Genomic DNA, 17960 nt, shown 5'->3' with positions numbered 1-17960 from the left:
CTGATTGTGTCTGAATCGGTGCTGTGCTGGCTGACGGATTGAGCAAAAAGTACAATGAACTTCGACGTGAATCTAGAATGCGCGATTTTGACCGGAAATGATGTGCGGGATTGGCTCCAAGGCCAAATCACGCAGGACGTTCGGCTTCTGTCGCCGGATTCTCCGATCGCGTTCTGCCTGACCAGCGCGACAGGGCAGATTGTGGGACTCGGAACTTTGAGTGAGACACCTGAAGGAGTCGTGGTCGTCGCAGATCCACAGTCAATCGCTATCTTGGGACAGCGTTTAGAAACCTACGTGATCATGGAAGATGTCGAAATGAAACCGATCCCACCGGGGCCGTACCCAGTCTGGACCGGTCGAGGTTTCGAGGTTTTGGGGGACTTCAAGGTTGGCAACCGCTTAGAGAGAGGCTGGCCAGAACTCGGCAGTGATATTGATGCCAAGACCTTCCCGCAGGAATTGGGCGAAGGATTCGTAAAGGCGCATGTCAGCTTCACGAAGGGCTGTTATTTGGGGCAAGAAGTTGTTCACCGGATTCACGCTCGGGGCAAAGTCAATCGAATCTGGGCCGCGATCGAGAGTGACACCGAACTCCGAGTTGGCGATGGGCGAGTGACCCGAGTAGAAAAGATCGGTGAATCTTGGTTTGGCGGAGGGCTCTTCCCAATTTCGGAGGCTGAGAATCTAAGGCGGATTCCGATTTGAGCAAGAACGCTCGACTGTTTCTAATTCTCGCTGGCCTTAATGTTGCATGGGCTCCGGTGAATCTCGCGGTGATCACCGCTCAGCAATCGTTTTCTACAGGAATGATCGCCTTGGCGAGGTGGTCGATTTTCTGTTTGGTGATCTGGCTCTCGATGGCGAGCGGCAACATCCGCGAGATGATGCAGATTCGGTTGCCCCAGGGAATAGATCGCTGGCGCGCGATTGGGATCGGGTTCTTTTTGATCGCGCCGGCTCATGGGCTGTACTATTCGGCGCTTCCGATGACCTCGACCGGCGAGTCGACGGTGCTTAACACCACCGGGCCGATCTGGACGGCACTGCTTGCCTTTTTGATCTTGCGGGAAGTCGTTGGCCCACGACGATGGCTCGCCATCGGCATTGGGACATTGGGATCATATTTTGTGGCGGTCGGATTTTCTGCGCCAAACCTGGTGCAGGGTCACACTGCAGGGAACATGATTTACTTGCTGGGGACGCTTCTGGAGACTCTGGCAATGATCCTCGCGATCAAGGTGATCAAGGCCAGTAGCGGCCCTGGAGCGCTTGCATATGAGCTCATCGGAGCCAGTATCAGCTTTGCGTTGATGCCGTTCATCATCCCCGAGAGGATGCAGCTCTCAGTGGCGCAGGTGACCCCTTCAGCAATTGGGGCGATGGCCTATTTGGTGCTCATCGCTGGGCTGTTTTGCTTCGGGGTTTGGTACCGTTTGGCGGAAAAAGCACCGGTTAGCTTGATGGTGGTTTCGCTCGGATTGCAGGCACCGTTTGGCGCATTCCTGGGCTGGTGGGTTAGAGGCGAGCAGATCACCGCTGCGACCGCGGTCGGAACGGTGCTGATTCTCACCGCGCTTTGCCTAGCAGCAACTGAAGCAAAAGAATCGCCTGTGCCCGACTCAGTTTCGGCTTAGTTCTCCGACGCGGACTTTGACTTCGACATCATGTGAGCTGCGCCTAGAGCCAAAAACACTAAAATCGAAATTCCTCCGATCACAGCGCTTGGCCAGATTTTGCCTTTACTGATGGCGTCGGGGATGAAACGTCCGGCGATCAACAGCGCGATTACGGATGCTCCGATGTAGCCGAATCGCGGTTGCTTCGGAATGATGTAACCGCACGCGAGCACCAGCAAGCCAGAAATTCCACCCGCAATAAGCGAAATGGAGCTTTTTGAGGCGGCTTCGATTCCAGTAGCGATCAGAAAAATGCCGTAACCGTAAACGAGAATGTGGGGCCATCGCATGACTCCTTGATGGTACCCGGCAAAAAATTTCTGGCTTGCTGTCACAAAGAATCGCGCCCACCCTGCCAATCAGGATGGGCGCGCTCTTGGTCACGATTGGCTTATGCTGCGCCGAACATCGGTTCGAGTTCCTTTCGAAGCAACTTCCGGGATCGGAACAGCCAGCTCTTGATCGTTCCTTCAGGTCGGTTGACCGCTGCTGCGATCTCGCCGACTTCCATATGGCGGAAGTGCCGCATCATAAAGATCTCGCGATAGTGGCGCGGCAGTCGATTCACGGATGCCATCACCACGCTTCCTTGGATCGATTGCTCAACGTCGTCCGCATAGTCGTTGCCATCGTCCAGCGCGAATTCGTACTTGTCGATCGAATCAGTCTCAGCCTTGCGCGATCGAAGAATATCGATGCAGCAGTTTGAGCAGATTCGCGAGAGCCAAGGCAATAGCGGTCGCCCAGGTGTGAACGCGTGGATGGCTCGGAACGCCTTGTATAGCGCTTCTTGCACCGCGTCGTTGGCATCGTCCGTGTTGTGCAGTTGGCGATACGCCACTGCTAACAGCTGCCCCCGGTAAGTGTCTGCCAACAATTCAAAAGCAACGCGCTCCCCTGCTTGTGCGCGGTTCACTAAATGCGATTCCCAATCTAATGTCTGGAGAGTTTTCATTCAATAGCTCCGATATCAGAATACATGAATCCAAATGTCCAAAATATGAAATAGGACTTTTGAATCATATAAAGATATCTTTCGAACATGTTGAGATTATTGAAGTCTTGTTTCAGAATGTTGATCTGCGATGGGGCGAAAGCACTAGCAACAGTGCGGGTTTAGATTCCCGCGAGGTCAACCGAAGATTCACGTTATGCGAGCGTGGGGATTTTCGCATCAACCACTTTTGGGGACGGTGATGCTGGGGTCGATCTTGTGTCTGGCTGGTGCCAGCCGCATCAATTCGACCCAATATGAGATTGCGGAATATGGGGTGGAGTGGAACGACCGAATCACGGCGTATCGCGAACCTGTCCGCGACGCCCTGATGCTTCGCGCTCATCGAAACTTGTCTCAAGAGAAGGTCTTTGCTGTGGCGGACCACTGGATTCGGCTTCGACGGACAAAGCAATTGGTAGATGTCCCACAGATGGTGCCGGGAGACGGATCGAGAGACGGTGCAAAGGAACAGATCTTGGCCGCGCGTGACTTGGTGATTTATCACTTGCGGCGCATCGCTTCCGAAAAGAACCCATCGACCACGGACCAGGTCCGAGCTGAGGCGCTGGTGAAGTCGATCTTGATTGCAGAGGTGATGAAGTCGGCGGATACAGCGAGCTTCAACTCCGCTTGCCGTGTTCAGCTCAAGAGCATTCAGCAACTCCGTACACTGCCAGTACAGGAGACCCCACAGTTTTATCTTGCACTTGAAATCTGTGGCAACGAGGCGGATCAGCAGCGGCTTCTGCGCAGCACGTATTTGCGGCAGATGAACTTGGTTTTGGACAATAAGCAAACCCCTGAGGCTCAAAGCAAGGCAGTTTTCAAACTGCTGGAATCGGGGACGGACCGTTTTTTCTCTGAAGAGGTCAACAAAATCGGGCTCAAGGATGACCTCAGAATTGACCTTGGGGTAGTTGTTGCCAGCCAAGAACAGTGCGAAGGCGAATTAAAAAAGCTGACGAACGAAGTTCGTCAGCTTTGGGCATCGTCGGGCAAGGCGCCCGAACATCTGGTCAGTTTCGGATTTTGATCAAGTCGCCCTTGGTTTCGATGATGATGCCAGGGGTCGAGAGCTTGGGCTGAGTGACAGCCTGCTCGCTGAGCGTCCAGCGCAACAAACTATCTTGTGCTTTGGAGTAGAGCACGACCGTCTTTTGATAGCTTCCAGCCATTGCCTCGGCGAGCTCGACCAAATTGCCTTCTCCGTCAAGTTGCGACTTGGCTTCGCTTCCAGGCAGAACCACAATGAAGGACTCTTGGACATTCTGTCGTTGCACGTTTAGTGTGAGCGGTCCTTTTCCCGAATTTGAGAGCTTCGACGAGAGCTTGTCGCCCTTTGCCATTCGGAAGGTGTCCAGCTCTGTGCCATCGGCGAGCCTGGTGACAGTGATGACCTCATTCGCGGTCGCATTGAAGAGTAACCGTGTCTCACCGGCGACCGATTCGATGTCCAGATGGCTGACCTTTTGAGTCGCGGTCGGGATCGAAATCACATTTGCTTCGGAAGACGAGGTTGCGGCGTTGTTGTTCATCAACATCAAAGTTGCTGCCGCCGCGCCGGTGACGAGCCCGCCGATCATCCAGAGCTTTTTGAATGCGGCAAAACCCTTCGGCTTAGCTTGATTCTGCTCATAAATGTGCCGATCAAGCCTTGCCGAAATGCGCTCGTGGAGATCGCTAGGCACTTCGATGTCAACTTTTGATAACGCGCCGAGAGAATCGAGAGACGCCGCAAAATCGGCATACTCCTCGCGCAATGTAGGATCGTTCTGCATTAACGACTCGAATTGCGTTCGCAAACTCGAATCCAGCGACCCTTCGTAATAAGAAGAGAAGAATTCTCGGGCTTTATCTGACTTCATAGGCTGATCTCCAGAAATTTGGACTGGACTATAGCGAGAAGAGTTCCGACTCTTTGGCAAGTAATTCTCTGAGACTTAGCCGGGCGCGGTTGAGACGACTCTTGACGGTGCCGATCGGCAAGTCCAGGGAATCAGCGATCTCTTCATAAGTCAGGTTCTCGACGTGATACATGATGAGCATCGACTTTTGATACTCGGGAATCTTGTTGAGCGCGCGTTGCATGGCAGATTCGCGGGCATTCCGCTCGGCTTCTTCGGCTGGGCCGGGGCCATCGTCTTCAATCTGACGCTCGACTTCGCCTTCGCCAGTAGCCACCGTGCTGTCCAGGCTTACGTTGTACTTGGACTTGTCTTTCTTTCTGGCGTCGAGGTAGCAGTTCGTGATAATTCGGTAGAGCCAAGTCGTGAAAGCGCTGTTGCCTTTGAAATTGCCGAGAGCATTGTAAACCCGGACGAACGCATCGGCGACGATGTCTGATGCTTCCTCGGGGTTGCTCGTCAGTCGAAATGCGTATTGGTATGCCCGCTTCTCGTGCCGATAAATGAGGTCGTTGAAAGCCTGTCGATCGCCCGCACGCGAGCGTTCGACTAGAACCATATCGGATTGTGCGCCGCTCATACGCTCAGCACAGCTTTTCCGCCACGAGCTGCGGCATCAATTGCTTTTTGCTCTTCGGCGGTCAGACTGCGGTCTGATCTACCTCCTTCCAAGATTTTGCCGTAGGTTCGACAATCATTTCGACCGTACAGGCATGTGATCACCGCGCCGTCTCCGTTCTCGTCAAAGAACGCGAGGGCGAAGCTTTGGGAAGCACCGACATCATCAAAAGCATCAAATCGCACCAACCCAACATATCGAAGCGCTCCGGCGACCTTTCGTTCGAGATTTGTCGCACGCTTATCGAGCGCGTCAAGAGCAGCTGCGACGGACTTGCGATCCCCTAAGTGTTCGGTGAGCAAGGCTTCGAGTGAGCCGCCTCGCGAATCTTTCATCAATCCACCCCACTGTTTCTTTAGTTTCTTAAACTGAGCAGCTTGCACCGCGACGATACAGGAAAGCGCGAGCACAGCCAACAATAAGAATAGAACCAGTTGGGGAATCTGTGGACCAATGTTCTTTGTCAGGACGTCCATACAACTAATCAGGTTGAACTTCGGTAAGTTCGAAGTGATTCACAGTATAGCAAGCTCAGGGAGTCAAAAGTTTGGAAAAGGAAAACACCAACAAGAAAAGTCTGATCACGCTGGGGACTTCGAGTCTCCTGCTCCTGCTCGGATTTGTATACTTTTTCAACCTAAACTTTAAGACAATTCAAGTGCAAGGGGAGTCAATGGAGCCGACTTTTTTGAACGGCAATCGACTCCTTGCCAGCAACGCCTACTGGCTGGTAGGCAAGATTCACGCGGGTGATGTGGTTGTGATTGGCGGAGAAGAGCCCGGTGAATATTACATTAAGAGGGTATACAAGTTAGGCGGGGAGAAAGTGGATTGGTTGAACATTCCACAGGACTACTCGCTCGCGGAAGGAGACTACACCGTGCCACAGGGCATGGTCTATGTTCTTGGTGACAATCGCGATGTGAGTGAAGACTCCCGGCGATTTGGCCCCGTAGAAAGTGAAAGAATTCTCGGTAAAATTGTACTCAAGCGGTGGTTGTAACCTATGGCAACGCGAAAGTTTCCAGTCGGAAAACACGGACGACAGCAGTTGGTCTTTTATCCGGCGCCTTATCGGGCGCCGCTAAGAGCCTTTGCATCCCTCGTGTTCTGCTGGCTGGACGATCAAGTGCTGCTTTGCAACATCGAAGACCGTGGGTGGTGCATTCCGAGCGGGCGAGTCGAACCTTTTGAAGAACCTATCGAAGCCGCTCGTCGTGAGGCGGTCGAAGAGGCTGGCGCGAAGCTGCGCGACCTACAATATCTCGGTTGTTACCGCGTGAGCGAGCGCAGAGAAGTGCGCTGGGCGGATGTGTTTGTCGCTGAAGTCGAAGCGCTAGGTGAAATCACGTGTCCGCAAGAATCGCTTGGCCGACAGCTGATTTGCCCAACCAAAGTCCACGCAATTTATTACAACTGGTCCCCGCTGGTCGAAGAAGTGTTGGGCTATTCGCGCGAAGTGATCGAGCGAATGCGCGCTCAATCGGCTTAGTTCTCTTCAAAGAGCGGCGTCTGACCCGTTCCCACTGTCGCCAAAGTCCCGACGTCTGGAGGCATTTCGAACGCCATTTTGCTGACATTTTCTGGAACTGGGATCGGATAGTTCCCGGTGAAGCAGGCCAAACAAAAACCCTCTCCGCTCTGGCTGACTGCGGTCGTCGCGCCCTCGATCGAGAGGTAGCCAAGCGAGTCCGCACCGATCGTTTCGCAAATCTGAGCCTCAGTGTTGTGCGACGCGATCAATTCGCCACGCGAGGCCATGTCGATGCCGTAGAAGCAAGGAAATTTGATCGGTGGCGCGGTAATCCGAACGTGAACTTCCGTCGCGCCGGCGTCCCGTAGCAACTTTACGATCTGCTTGGTGGTCGTCCCACGGACGATCGAATCATCAACGAGAACCACCCGCTTGCCCCGAATATTGTCTTCGAGCGGAGTGAGTTTCATCCGAACGCCGAGCTCTCGAATCCGCTGGTCCGGCTGGATAAACGTCCGGTGGATGTAGCGACTCTTGGTCATTCCTTCTCCAAACGGAATCCCGGATTGGCGGCTATAACCCAGCGCGGCAGGAATCCCAGAATCGGGGACCGGAACCACGACATCCACGTCAACCGGATGCTCTCGGGCCAGAGCCTCGCCCATCCTTTCGCGCGCCTTGTAGAGCGAAGTGTCGTACATTCGGCTATCGGGTCGGGCGAAGTAGATGAACTCAAACAGGCACATCGTGGCTGCGGGAGATTCGGCGGCGCGGAAGAACCGTGGGCCGTCCTTGTCGATCACCACACCTTCGCCGGGTTCGAGTTCACGGATAACCGTGCCACCGATAGGACCGAAGGCGCAAGTCTCGCTGGCAAGCACATAGCCGTCGGCGACCTTGCCGATCACCAAGGGCCGCACGCCGTTTGGATCGCGGAATCCGATCAATTTATCCATCAGCAGAACGGTCACGCTGAACGCTCCACGAATCTTCTTCAGGGTTTCGATAACGGCTTGTTCGGGGCCAAGGTGGATGTAGTGCACCAACAAGCGCGCCATGACTTCGCTATCGCCTGTACTGTCGAAATGCTCGCCCCAAGCTTCCATCTCGGTTCGCAGTTCGCGGGTGTTGATCAAATTGCCGTTGTGCGCGACCGCGATTTCGCCGACCATGCTTTGGCAAAAAATCGGCTGCGCGTTTCGAAGAACGCTGGCTCCGGTGGTGCTGTAGCGGTTGTGCCCGATCGCGATATGGCCGGGTAGCGTCTTGAGAATCTCCTCGTTGAACACCAGGCTGACCAAGCCCATGTCCTTGTGCATCCTCACCAGGTGGCCATCGCTCACGGCGATTCCCGCCGACTCTTGCCCGCGGTGTTGGAGGGCAAAGAGTCCAAAGAAGGTCAATCGTGCGGCTTCTTCAGAGGGAGCATAGATCCCGAAAACGCCACACTCTTCCTTAGGCCGATCAAACTCTTCTGGCGACACGCCCCAAGTATGGCACTCGCGGCGGTCTGGAATCTTGGTGAATTGGGCGGTTGATTTTGGATGTAATCCGATCATCGAAATCTAAGCGGTTACTAACGCGATTTCGCTAATAACAACAGGAGTTGCTCGGAAAGGAACCAGCAGATGGCAATGGAAAGTAAGAACGCGGCAACTCGATGTGGCCACTTGCGAAAAGCCGCAGCAGAATAGAGCGCGATCACGAATGGAAGAACGACCGCAGCTGATACTGCCAGCGAATCGTTGATGAAACCTAATGCGAAAGACAGCCACGGATACAGGAAGGCAAAGGCTGCACACCAACCTAATTGCCTTCCGTTTACGTGCCCGAGGTTCTCTCCGGGCGGCGCAGAATCTTGCCCTTCTACGCGCTTGGGTGAGTCATGTCCATCGGGATGACCCATGCATTGAACTCCTCTTCGGTGAGGTAGCCGAGAGCAAGGGCGGCTTCCTTCAAGTTAAGCCCTTCTTTGTGAGCCTTCTTGGCGATCGCGGCGGCCTTGTCGTAGCCGATGTGGCGGTTGAGCGCCGTGACCTGCATGAGGTTCTTGTCCAAGTTTTCTTTGATCTTCGCGAGGTTGGGTTCGATGCCGACCGCGCACTGGTCGTTGAACGAGAGGCATGCGTCGGAGAGCAGCGCGATGGATTCGAGGACGTTGTGGACCATCACCGGCTTGTAGACGTTGAGCTGGAAATTCCCTTGGCTTGCGGCGAAGGCGACGGCAGCGTCGTTGCCGTAGACCTGGACGCAAACCATCGTGAGCGCTTCGCACTGGGTGGGGTTCACCTTGCCCGGCATGATGCTACTTCCGGGTTCGTTTTCTGGGATAGTGATTTCGCCGATGCCGTTGCGCGGACCACTCGCGAGCCACCGAACGTCGTTGGCCATCTTCATCAGCGCTCCGGCGAGAGTGCGAAGTGCAGCAGAGGTTTGAGCCAATGCGTCGTGAGCAGAAAGCGCCGCAAACTTGTTCTTGGCGGAAACAAACGCGTGACCTGATTCCATGCTGATGTACCGCGCGGCGAGGTCGCCAAATTCTGGGTGAGCGTTTAACCCGGTTCCGACTGCAGTGCCGCCGATGGCTAGTTCGAGCAAACCTGCGGTAGCGTGCTTGACCTCGTTCAAGCAGAAATCAATTTGGGCGACCCATCCGCCAATCTCCTGCCCCAGAGTGATTGGGGTGGCATCTTGCAAGTGCGTCCTTCCTACTTTGCAGAGGTCGGCGAACTGTTCGGACTTGGCGTGAAGCGTGTCTCGGAGGATCGTGACGTTTGGAATGAGCTTTTCATAAACATCGAGCACGGCGGCGATGTGCATCGCGGTCGGGAAGGTGTCGTTGGACGATTGCCCCCGATTCACATGGTCGTTCGGGTGGACAGGGGATTTTGATCCTACCACTCCACCGGCAAGCTGGATGGCGCGGTTGCTGATGACTTCGTTCGAGTTCATGTTGCTCTGGGTGCCGGAACCGGTTTGCCAAACGACGAGCGGGAAGTGTTCGTCAAGGGTGCCCGCAATGACTTCGTCGGAGGCACGAACGATCAGATCGGCGATATCGCTTGGCAACTGGCCCAGGTCGCGATTTGCAAGAGCAGCGGACTTTTTGAGAATCCCCAAAGACCGGATCATGGTGCGACCCCAAACAAATCGGTCGCGTCCGATCGGGAAGTTCTGGATCGAGCGTTGGGTCTGTGCTCCCCACAGTCGAGACTCGTGAACTTGAATCTCTCCCATGGAATCTGATTCGATGCGAAAACTCATATTTACTATGGTACTCAGAACGATCGTTCAGACTTTGTGCCTATCGGGAACGGTATTCGATAAAATACTTGTATAGCCTGCTATTAGAGGGATTTATGAAATCATTGAAGCGAACGATCTTTTTGGGACTGCTGGTGGCTGCTGTGGGGTCAGCTCAGGCCATTTCGGTGAACATTCCTGCCGGGCGATTGCCCAGCGTCCTGACGGCACTTAGCGCGGCGACGGGTGAGCAGTACAGCGTCAAGGGTTCGATCCGGAACGAGATTATCAGCCTGAATATCGTCGAGGCATCGGCAGAGGAAATCCGTGCGCAACTCGCGAGCGTGACCAAATCGGAATGGATGCAAGATGGCGATGTTTGGGTTCTGCAGCGCACTCCTGCCACCGATCGCAAAATGGAGCAGGAAGAGACTGCGCAAGTTCTTGATTCAATTCGCCGCGGGCTCCAATCAGGGCTGGATGACCTCAAGGCGAATCCTGAGTTCAATGCTGTCCGCGCGAATCAGGTTGCTGGAGCACTTAAGACCGAGACCGAGAAGTTGCAATCCGGCAATGGGCGCGGCGTTGGGCTCATGAATTTGATGGGGCAAACGCCTGGTGGCCGGGCGCTGACTCAACTGCTCAGCGGGATCAACCTTTCAGCTTACGCATCGGCTTACGGTCAGCCAAGGTTTGTTTACGCCCTCAATCCGACTAGGATGCAGTTCGGGTTACCCAATACAGCAATGACGGTTGCTCAAAAGTTGGTTGCCGAGCAACAAGTTTTCAATGATGCGTTGCAAGCGAGTGGAGGGAACAACGGAATCATCGGGATGATGATGGGCGGTCCATCGAGCAACAAGGGCTCCGGACCGATCGCAGGAATTTATATTGTCGTCACCAAGTTCATGGGTGGTTTCGGCATGGCCTCGATGTCCGTCGTTAACTCCGAAGGTCAGGTTATGGCGACCGCGAACGCGACCCTAGGTCAAGTTCCATTTATGGACGAAGAGGAGCAAAATCGGCCGAAGCTTGGGAATGAATCCGAGCTGAAGTTTCCAAAAGAGCTTCTGGAGTTTGACGCCGGATTGAATCCCGCAGCGATGATGGGGGGTGGCGGTCGCGTCACCGTCCGAATCAACGTCAACGGCGCTGTCCGCGGTACAGATGACCCGACTTCCGCCGGAAAGAATTTGCCCAAAGACTGGCGCGAAAAACTGCTTCAGCCGGACAAGTATGAGCCGCTGGGACTGATCTGTTCAGGACCGATGGAGAGCCTCGCTAAAGGGACTGGGAAGAACCTGATCGTGGTTTACAGCGACATGATGGCGGCGGCAACGCTGAACGCCGTTCAGGAGAAGAAGCCAACTTTGGAATCGTATGTGGAGGCATTGCGGTCACAAGCAGATTCCAATTGGTCGCAAGAAAACGGCTGGATCAAGATCTTGCCGAACGCGCCGGTCAAGCAGCGACTGAATCAATACAATCGCTCCGCCATGGCCGACTTGTTCGCCGTTGTCGAAAAGAATGCCGACCTAACGATCGATCAGAAGGCTACTTACGCCGCTGCAAGTCCTGAAGAAGTGCCCAATTTTGGGGCATTGGACACGATCTTGGCGATGTCCCTCTTTGGTGATACTGGTGCAGATGTGATGGGCAATTTCGGTGCGTTTATGCGCGACGGATATCGCGCTTACGGCTCGCTGAATGGCGCGCAGAGAAAGGTCCTAATGAGCGGCGGTTCGGTCCCGATGGCTTCATTGACGCCTGACCAGAAGGAAGTCGTCCACAAGTTGGTCTACTGGAGTTTCGACGGTCCATTTTTACTTGATCCTCGCCAGAGAACCCAGACCCGAGAGATTCGAATGGGCTTCGGAATGGGGGTTGACGTGAAGAGCGAGCGAACGGTTCTTCTTCCGAACGGATTGATTGCCGACGGGACGTTGACAATGGCGGGGCGAAATGAACCCGCAATTCAAGCACTCACGAAGCAAGGCAAAGTCGTCACGATGTCGGTTGGCGAACTGGCGTTCAACAACGTACTGACCTCCGGGCAAGGACCGCAGATTCCTGGTGCTGGGCTAGAAGGGACACAGTACGACGGATACCGAATGGCCTCCCAATCGCAGTTCACATTCAAAGTGATTCCGTTCCAGTACTACGAATTGGCCCGAACGATGACCCAAAACAACTCGGATAATTCGGTGAAATTCGGCAGTTATGCATCGCTTCCGCAGAACGTGCGCCAGCAAGTCGCGGAGACCGAGAAACAGATTGCTGAAGGGATGAAAAATGGGATGGGCTCGGCGTTCGGTAGCGGCGGAGCAATTGCCAAGCCTTAACGGCTTGGCTTCCAAAATCGGTATTTGGCGAGCGTCCAAATCGCGATGGGCGCGTCGGTCCAGCGGATCTTTTTGCCCGCCTGCTTATTGCGCGGGATGTAGCTGATCGGCACTTCAAGGATGGTCTGGCCAAGGCGGGAGGCTTTGGCCGTGACCTCCGGACAGAATTCAAATCCGGTGCATTCCAATTCCATTTGCTGAACCAGGGTGAGCGAAAGCGCCTTGTAACAGGTCGCTTCGTCGGTTATTTTCTGTCCATACAGGAGCCGTGTCATCCAGGCGAGAAGCTTGTTGATAATCTTGTTTGGAATGGCCATTCCGGACGGGAATCCATTCGAAAACCGGGTTCCATAGACAATTTGCGATTGGCCAGATTGGAGCGGAACGAGCAACTCAGCGATCTGCTCGGGGAGATATTCAAGGTCCGCGTCTTGGATGACGACGTACTCGCCTTCCGCGACCAGCAAGCCGTTGCGAATGGATTTGCCCTTGCCAGATTTGTGAGTGTTGGTAATGACTTTGATCTTGCCGGCAAACTCGGCCAAGATCGCAGGTGTACCGTCTGTACTTCCGTCATCGATGACAATCACCTCGGCAGAAATCGGCAACGCCAATAAGCGTTCGATCACCTCGCGCAAGGTGTCTTGTTCGTTGAGGGCAGGTACCAGCACCGAAACGGTGGGATGCCCATTGGAAGGTTCCATTCGACCGGATTATTGCGGATTCTCCTTGAGAATTGCCAGCGAGGGACCTCAAGTTGGCGTTACAATCTGATAACCGACATGCTCAAGTCTTTGATCACCGAAGAACAGATTAAGTCCCGAATCGCTGAATTGGGATCTCAGCTTAATGAGCGATTTGGCGACGAACCTGTGCTCATGATTGGGGTTTTGAAGGGTTCGTTCTTGTTCATGGCGGATCTTTGCCGCTACCTCGGCACGAACGTGATGACCGACTTCATCCAGGTCAGCAGTTACGACGGCCAGAAATCGAGCAGCGGCGTGGTGCAGATTCGTAAGGACCTCGACATCAATATCGAAGGCAAGCACGTGGTGGTCGTGGAAGACATCATCGACACGGGATTGACCCTTTCGCACCTCTGCCAGGTTTGGCGAACCCGAAATCCGAAGTCCCTGACTGTGGTGACTTTTCTGAGCAAGCCAGAGGCTCGATTGCACGAACTACCCGTAGATTTTGTCGGATTCGAGATTCCGAACGCTTTTGTGGTAGGATACGGATTGGACTACGAGGAAAAGTACAGAAACCTTCCGTACGTCGCTCAACTTGTTGACGATCCCGTAACCACCTGATTTTCCCTCTTTCGCTTCGATTGTTCGATGCATTGTTGGGCGGTCAAAAACCCGCGCTCCCCGCTAACTAGATTTTTGAACCTAGTGTGGACCGCTCCCCTATTTTTCTTTAACGAAAAACCATTCAGACCTTTAGGACGCCAGCATGACGCATTCGTTCCGACCACGAAAATCAGACGGTAAAAACCGACGACCATCCCGCAGCCGAGAAGGGTTGCCTAAGAATGATCCAGCCGAACTCGAGCAGATGCCCGAGATTGACTACAACCATTTCGACAAAATGACGGCTACCGAACTTGCCAAAGAATGCAAGAAGCAAAAGGTAGATATGGAGCACAGTCGCTCGGTTGTGATCGAAGAACTGCTCCAAAAGGCTAACCCCGAGGCGCAGTACGGCCGCGGAATTCTCGAAATCTTGAATGACGGATGGGGATTCCTCCGGCGAGACAATTTCAGCCTGTCCCCACAAGATATCTACGTTTCTCAATCCCAAGTCAAAAAGGCTGGATTGAAGCAAGGCGACATGGTATTCGGCCTCATCCGAACTCCAAAAGAAGGCGAGAAGTATCGTGGGATGCTCCGCGTCGAAAGCTGCAATGGATTCGGGACGCAGGCTCCAGAGATGCAATCTCGACGGGAGTTTGATCAGCTCACGCCGCTGTTTCCTGAAGATCGGATTCGGATGGAGACTTCACCAGAGAACGTTTGCGGAAGAATTATCGATTTGATCTCGCCAATCGGAATGGGGTCGCGCGGTCTGATCGTTGCGCCGCCGAAAGCGGGAAAGACCACCATCATCAAGCAGATCGCTCATGCGGTCGCGGTCAATCATCCCGAAGTCGTTTTGCTCGTCTTGCTGGTTGACGAACGCCCAGAAGAAGTCACCGACATGCGCCGATTTGTGAAGGGGCAAGTCATTTCCAGCACTTTCGACGAACCCGCAGAAAACCACATGCGCGTGACCGAGCTTTGCCTCGATCAAGCCAAACGGCTGGTCGAATCGGGCAAAGATGTGGTCATCCTTCTGGACTCGATCACACGACTATCTCGCGCAAGTAACCTCACGATCAATCCAAGCGGTCGAACGCTTTCGGGCGGTCTTGATCCGGCAGCCCTTTATCGTCCCCGCCGGTTCTTCGGTGCGGCGCGAAACATCGAAGAAGGCGGATCCTTAACCATCATCGCCACCGCACTGGTTGAAACCGGATCGAAGATGGACGAAGCGATTTTTGAAGAGTTCAAGGGTACGGGCAACATGGAAATCGTGCTCGATCGCGAACTCGCCGAACGACGAATCTGGCCAGCGATCGACGTTAAGCGATCCAGCACTCGCCACGAAGAGAAGCTATTTGATAAGGAGCAGCTCGAAGGCGTGGTTCAGCTCCACCGACTGCTCGCGAACCAAGATAAGAGCTACGAGGCCACCGAATCACTGATCAAGTTGATGCGGCGCACCCCGAACAATGCGCTGTTCCTCGAAGGAATCGTGCAGAAGCTCAAGGCCTAAGCCTCAAACTTCTACGACAGCAACCCGCGAAATGGACCGAGCCGCTTTGATGGCTTGGTCCAAATCGTTTATTAGGTCCTCGACATCTTCAATTCCGACGCTCAACCGAAGCAAGTTGGGCTTCACGCCGCGTTCGAGCCTCTGCTCCTCAGTCAGGCAACCGTGGCTCATGAGCTTAGGGTAACCGATCAGAGATTCGACGCCGCCAAGGCTCTCGGCAAGCAAGAAAATCTTGGTATTCAATCCGACCGCTTTAGCGAAAGCTTCATCGCCGATCTCGAAGGAGAGCATCCCTCCGAATCCGGACATCTGCTTGCTGGCGAGTGCATGGTCGGGGGAGTCTTCGAGGCCGGGGTAATAGACTGCATCGACTTCGGGCTGCTGTTGAAGCCATTTGGCCACCGCCAATGCGTTTTGACAGTGTCGCTCCATTCGGAGGCTCAGAGTTTTGAGTCCTCGCAACGCGAGCCAGGTGTCGAATGCGGAAGGCGACGCGCCAGTGTTCTTGATCCACTCGTTGAACGCCACTCCGATTTCTGGGTTGTTGGTCACTAGCGCACCACCGATCACATCGCTGTGGCCGTTGATGAATTTTGTGGTGCTGTGCAGGACAAGATCGCATCCCAAATCAAGCGGATTTTGCAGTGCTGGACTTGCGAACGTGTTGTCAAAAACGGTGATGATGTTGTGCTTCTTTGCGATCGCCACGATCGCCGAAATATCACAGACCCGCAAGAGTGGGTTTGATGGCGTTTCGAACACCAGCATCTTGGTATTGGGCTGGATCACAGACTCGATAGACTCTGGAACCATGGCGTCGAACGTCGAACAGCTGATGCCCTGTCGGGGAAGGATGCTTTCGATGTAGCGATGAGTTCCGCCGTAGATGTCGGTGGCCACGAGAACATGCTCTCCCGATTGGAGAAGGCTCAGCGCGCCGACGACAGCTGCCATCCCGCTGGAAAACGCCGTACAGTAGCTTCCGTTTTCCATGCTCGCCAACACTTCTTCAAACACATTTCGGTTCGGATTGTTTACGCGGCTGTAGGCCACGCGAGGTTCTTCGTCCATCTGATCCCAGGCGTAGGTGCTGCTCGGGTAGATCGGATAGGTCACCGAACGATGCTCGCTTTCTGGGTTTTGGGCGACTCGAATGGCTTTTGTGGCGAACTTCATAGCGTTCATTTTACTAAGTCCATTCTCGGTGGCGCAACGATTGATTGTTAGGAAAACACGGTTCAAATGCGCATTTGACACGCGATGCGTTAGTAAAATAATAGTAATGAGATAACAATATTAGTATATTGTTGCGATGGCACAACATTCTAAGCCAATAACCGCCGAAAGGCTTTGTTTGCATCGAATTTGATGCTCGGCATAAATTCTTCAATTCAGAGCAGTTGGTATCCTATTGAACGGCCCAAATCATGTTCAAGCGCAAGTTAAAGGAACCGCTACCGCCACCAGAATGGCTCGTCGTTGGGCTAGGGAATCCTGGTCCAGAGTACGCGGGTACGCGGCACAACGTCGGATTTGAGGTCGTGGAGTTGCTTGCCACCGACCACAAGATCAAGCTCGATCAGCGCAAACATCGCGCTGTTTATGGACTTGGGATGGTCGGTGCAGTTTCGGTCGTGCTGGTCAAGCCGATGACTTTCATGAATCTGAGCGGTCAAGCGGTGGTGCAAATCTGCAAACACTACGGGATCAAGCCTGCCAAAGTGATGATCATTGCCGACGATTTAGACCTGCCTGTCGGAAAAATCCGGATTCGGGGTGAGGGAAGTCCTGGCGGACACAACGGCCACAAGTCCGTTTCGCAGAGCTTGCAGACGACTGAATATCCCCGCCTCAAGATCGGAATCGGTAAAGGCGGCGAGACGATAGATCATGTGTTGAGCCGGTTCAAGCCCGAAGAGCGCGTGGACGTTAATAAGGCAGTCGAACAATCGGCGCGTGCCGTTGAAACGGTGCTTGATTCAGGCTTGATCGCCGCGATGAACCAATTTAATGGTGGTTAGCCGCAAGGCACAACAGGTCGCTCGGTATAGCTGTGGTGTGCGCTGAGCAAATGAAGCGTTTGCCCCAACTTGATCCAATGTGAGCCGGTCTTGCCCATGTAGCAGTTGAAGATTCTGCCTCCATCCCGCGTTACGGTCCATTTGGATTCGCCAGCCCCAGTGCGAAGGAGGACATAGGCTCCAGGATAGATGTGAACCTCTTCGTTAAAGATGAATGGGGCGGGGCAAGCATCTTGCCCATCGATGAACGCATCTGCGAGGAGAACGTGGCCCCTCAATTGAACTCGCATGGAGCCTTGATTTTGAAGCAAGACAAACTCTCGCCCAGGGTCTTCGCATCGTTCAATTCCCACAATTCGGATCATCGCTTACTCCAAAATCTTCTTTTCCTGACGTTATGTTTGTCAAAAAAGGAGCTAGTTTTCGAGGATTTCCTCCACATTGTCGAGCACGGTTTCAAGCGTCGAAAGTGTCACGTTGAGATTCGCAGGCGGTAGCTTGGCTAGCATTGCTTGCTCAAGCTGCTGGATCATTTTCCGCACTTCTTCTAGCTTCTTTTTGGCGTCGTTGGTCAGTACCAAAGACTTGACTCGGCGGTCAACTTTGGAAGTGACTTGCTCCAGCATGCCGTTGTTGACTTGAATCTGGACTGTTTCCGAAAGCGTTGCGGGCGCTATCCCGAGCCGGCGAGCAATGTCGATCTGGCTAGCGCCTTCTCCTGCTGCATGGACCGCCGCCAAAAGCTGGAAGGAACCGAGACTGAGCCCAATTTTCTTGAGTTTGGGTTCAAGGTACGCCGCCTGGTACTCGTAGATCGCGGCGATCAGAGGGACTAGCTGACTCTCGGCCATATTGCTAAGGTTA

The 17960-nt window shown here is 54.0% G+C and carries 20 protein-coding genes; 9 read left to right on the top strand and 11 right to left on the bottom strand.

Features of this window, described 5'->3' with window-relative positions:
• Window positions 1–54: 54 nt before the first annotated feature.
• A complete protein-coding gene (locus J0L72_11690) occupies window positions 55–708 on the top strand; it encodes a hypothetical protein (GenBank protein ID MBN8691429.1) in 654 nt (217 codons plus the stop codon).
• Entirely contained in the window at window positions 705–1637 is a 933-nt protein-coding gene (locus J0L72_11685) for a DMT family transporter (GenBank protein MBN8691428.1), read from the top strand. The genes J0L72_11690 and J0L72_11685 overlap by 4 nt, the downstream gene beginning before the upstream one ends.
• Here the strand turns inward: J0L72_11685 and J0L72_11680 are convergent.
• Together J0L72_11680 and J0L72_11675 are read right to left on the bottom strand one after the other, a co-directional pair.
• Window positions 1634–1969, bottom strand: a complete 336-nt coding sequence (locus J0L72_11680; GenBank protein ID MBN8691427.1) for a TMEM14 family protein — start codon at window positions 1967–1969, stop codon at window positions 1634–1636. The two genes, J0L72_11685 and J0L72_11680, sit on opposite strands and share 4 nt — an antisense overlap.
• Before the next feature lie 101 nt (window positions 1970–2070).
• Window positions 2071–2595 (bottom strand): RNA polymerase sigma factor, encoded by a 525-nt coding sequence (locus J0L72_11675; GenBank protein MBN8691426.1) that lies wholly within the window; start codon window positions 2593–2595, stop codon window positions 2071–2073.
• Between the two features lie 235 nt (window positions 2596–2830).
• Here J0L72_11675 and J0L72_11670 point away from each other — a divergent pair, with 235 nt between their 5' ends.
• The gene (locus J0L72_11670; protein MBN8691425.1) at window positions 2831–3709 is read left to right on the top strand and encodes a hypothetical protein; all 879 of its coding nucleotides are present in this window, start codon (window positions 2831–2833) and stop codon (window positions 3707–3709) included.
• Here the strand turns inward: J0L72_11670 and J0L72_11665 are convergent.
• Genes J0L72_11665 through J0L72_11655 form a run of 3 tightly spaced genes read right to left on the bottom strand, consistent with a single transcriptional unit; the run spans window position 3693 to window position 5675 of the window.
• The gene (locus J0L72_11665) at window positions 3693–4541 is read right to left on the bottom strand and encodes a hypothetical protein (GenBank protein MBN8691424.1); all 849 of its coding nucleotides are present in this window, start codon (window positions 4539–4541) and stop codon (window positions 3693–3695) included. The genes J0L72_11670 and J0L72_11665 overlap by 17 nt on opposite strands.
• A gap of 28 nt (window positions 4542–4569) precedes the next feature.
• A complete protein-coding gene (locus J0L72_11660; GenBank protein ID MBN8691423.1) occupies window positions 4570–5160 on the bottom strand; it encodes a sigma-70 family RNA polymerase sigma factor in 591 nt (196 codons plus the stop codon).
• Window positions 5157–5675 carry a DUF4446 family protein gene (locus J0L72_11655; GenBank protein ID MBN8691422.1) on the bottom strand — a complete coding sequence of 173 codons (519 nt, stop codon included), beginning with the start codon at window positions 5673–5675 and terminating at the stop codon, window positions 5157–5159. The genes J0L72_11660 and J0L72_11655 overlap by 4 nt, the downstream gene beginning before the upstream one ends.
• A 71-nt stretch (window positions 5676–5746) precedes the next feature.
• Here J0L72_11655 and lepB point away from each other — a divergent pair, with 71 nt between their 5' ends.
• A complete protein-coding gene (lepB, locus tag J0L72_11650; protein ID MBN8691421.1) occupies window positions 5747–6202 on the top strand; it encodes a signal peptidase I in 456 nt (151 codons plus the stop codon).
• Between the two features lie 3 nt (window positions 6203–6205).
• Complete coding sequence (locus J0L72_11645; GenBank protein ID MBN8691420.1) at window positions 6206–6691, top strand: NUDIX domain-containing protein; 486 nt, start codon at window positions 6206–6208, stop codon at window positions 6689–6691.
• Here J0L72_11645 and purF read toward each other — a convergent pair.
• Window positions 6688–8232, bottom strand: coding sequence for an amidophosphoribosyltransferase (purF, locus tag J0L72_11640; protein ID MBN8691419.1), 1545 nt, complete (start codon window positions 8230–8232; stop codon window positions 6688–6690). The genes J0L72_11645 and purF overlap by 4 nt on opposite strands.
• Window positions 8233–8539: 307 nt before the next feature.
• Window positions 8540–9937 carry a class II fumarate hydratase gene (gene fumC / locus J0L72_11635; GenBank protein ID MBN8691418.1) on the bottom strand — a complete coding sequence of 466 codons (1398 nt, stop codon included), beginning with the start codon at window positions 9935–9937 and terminating at the stop codon, window positions 8540–8542.
• Between the two features lie 95 nt (window positions 9938–10032).
• Here fumC and J0L72_11630 point away from each other — a divergent pair, with 95 nt between their 5' ends.
• Window positions 10033–12258, top strand: coding sequence for a hypothetical protein (locus tag J0L72_11630; GenBank protein ID MBN8691417.1), 2226 nt, complete (start codon window positions 10033–10035; stop codon window positions 12256–12258).
• On the opposite strand, the gene J0L72_11625 is transcribed toward J0L72_11630, so the two are convergent.
• Entirely contained in the window at window positions 12255–12962 is a 708-nt protein-coding gene (locus tag J0L72_11625; protein ID MBN8691416.1) for a glycosyltransferase family 2 protein, read from the bottom strand. The genes J0L72_11630 and J0L72_11625 overlap by 4 nt on opposite strands.
• 78 nt (window positions 12963–13040) lie before the next feature.
• Here J0L72_11625 and hpt point away from each other — a divergent pair, with 78 nt between their 5' ends.
• Together hpt and rho are read left to right on the top strand one after the other, a co-directional pair.
• Window positions 13041–13568, top strand: a complete 528-nt coding sequence (gene hpt, locus J0L72_11620; protein ID MBN8691415.1) for a hypoxanthine phosphoribosyltransferase — start codon at window positions 13041–13043, stop codon at window positions 13566–13568.
• A gap of 247 nt (window positions 13569–13815) precedes the next feature.
• Entirely contained in the window at window positions 13816–15075 is a 1260-nt protein-coding gene (gene rho / locus J0L72_11615; GenBank protein ID MBN8691414.1) for a transcription termination factor Rho, read from the top strand.
• 3 nt (window positions 15076–15078) lie between these two features.
• Here rho and J0L72_11610 read toward each other — a convergent pair whose 3' ends face one another.
• Window positions 15079–16251, bottom strand: a complete 1173-nt coding sequence (locus tag J0L72_11610; protein ID MBN8691413.1) for a PLP-dependent transferase — start codon at window positions 16249–16251, stop codon at window positions 15079–15081.
• 251 nt (window positions 16252–16502) lie between these two features.
• Between J0L72_11610 and J0L72_11605 the strand changes: the two genes are divergently transcribed.
• Window positions 16503–17096, top strand: coding sequence for an aminoacyl-tRNA hydrolase (locus tag J0L72_11605; protein ID MBN8691412.1), 594 nt, complete (start codon window positions 16503–16505; stop codon window positions 17094–17096).
• On the opposite strand, the gene J0L72_11600 is transcribed toward J0L72_11605, so the two are convergent.
• Both J0L72_11600 and J0L72_11595 read right to left on the bottom strand, forming a co-directional pair.
• Entirely contained in the window at window positions 17093–17461 is a 369-nt protein-coding gene (locus J0L72_11600) for a hypothetical protein (protein ID MBN8691411.1), read from the bottom strand. The genes J0L72_11605 and J0L72_11600 overlap by 4 nt on opposite strands.
• A gap of 51 nt (window positions 17462–17512) precedes the next feature.
• The gene (locus J0L72_11595; GenBank protein MBN8691410.1) at window positions 17513–17947 is read right to left on the bottom strand and encodes a winged helix-turn-helix transcriptional regulator; all 435 of its coding nucleotides are present in this window, start codon (window positions 17945–17947) and stop codon (window positions 17513–17515) included.
• Window positions 17948–17960 lie beyond the last annotated feature (13 nt).

This window comes from Armatimonadota bacterium (assembly GCA_017303935.1).
In the GTDB taxonomy this organism is placed as follows: Bacteria; Armatimonadota; Fimbriimonadia; order Fimbriimonadales; family Fimbriimonadaceae; genus JAFLBD01.
Note: the sequence above shows the minus strand (reverse complement) of the source record. Positions and strands in the feature narration are given on the sequence as shown.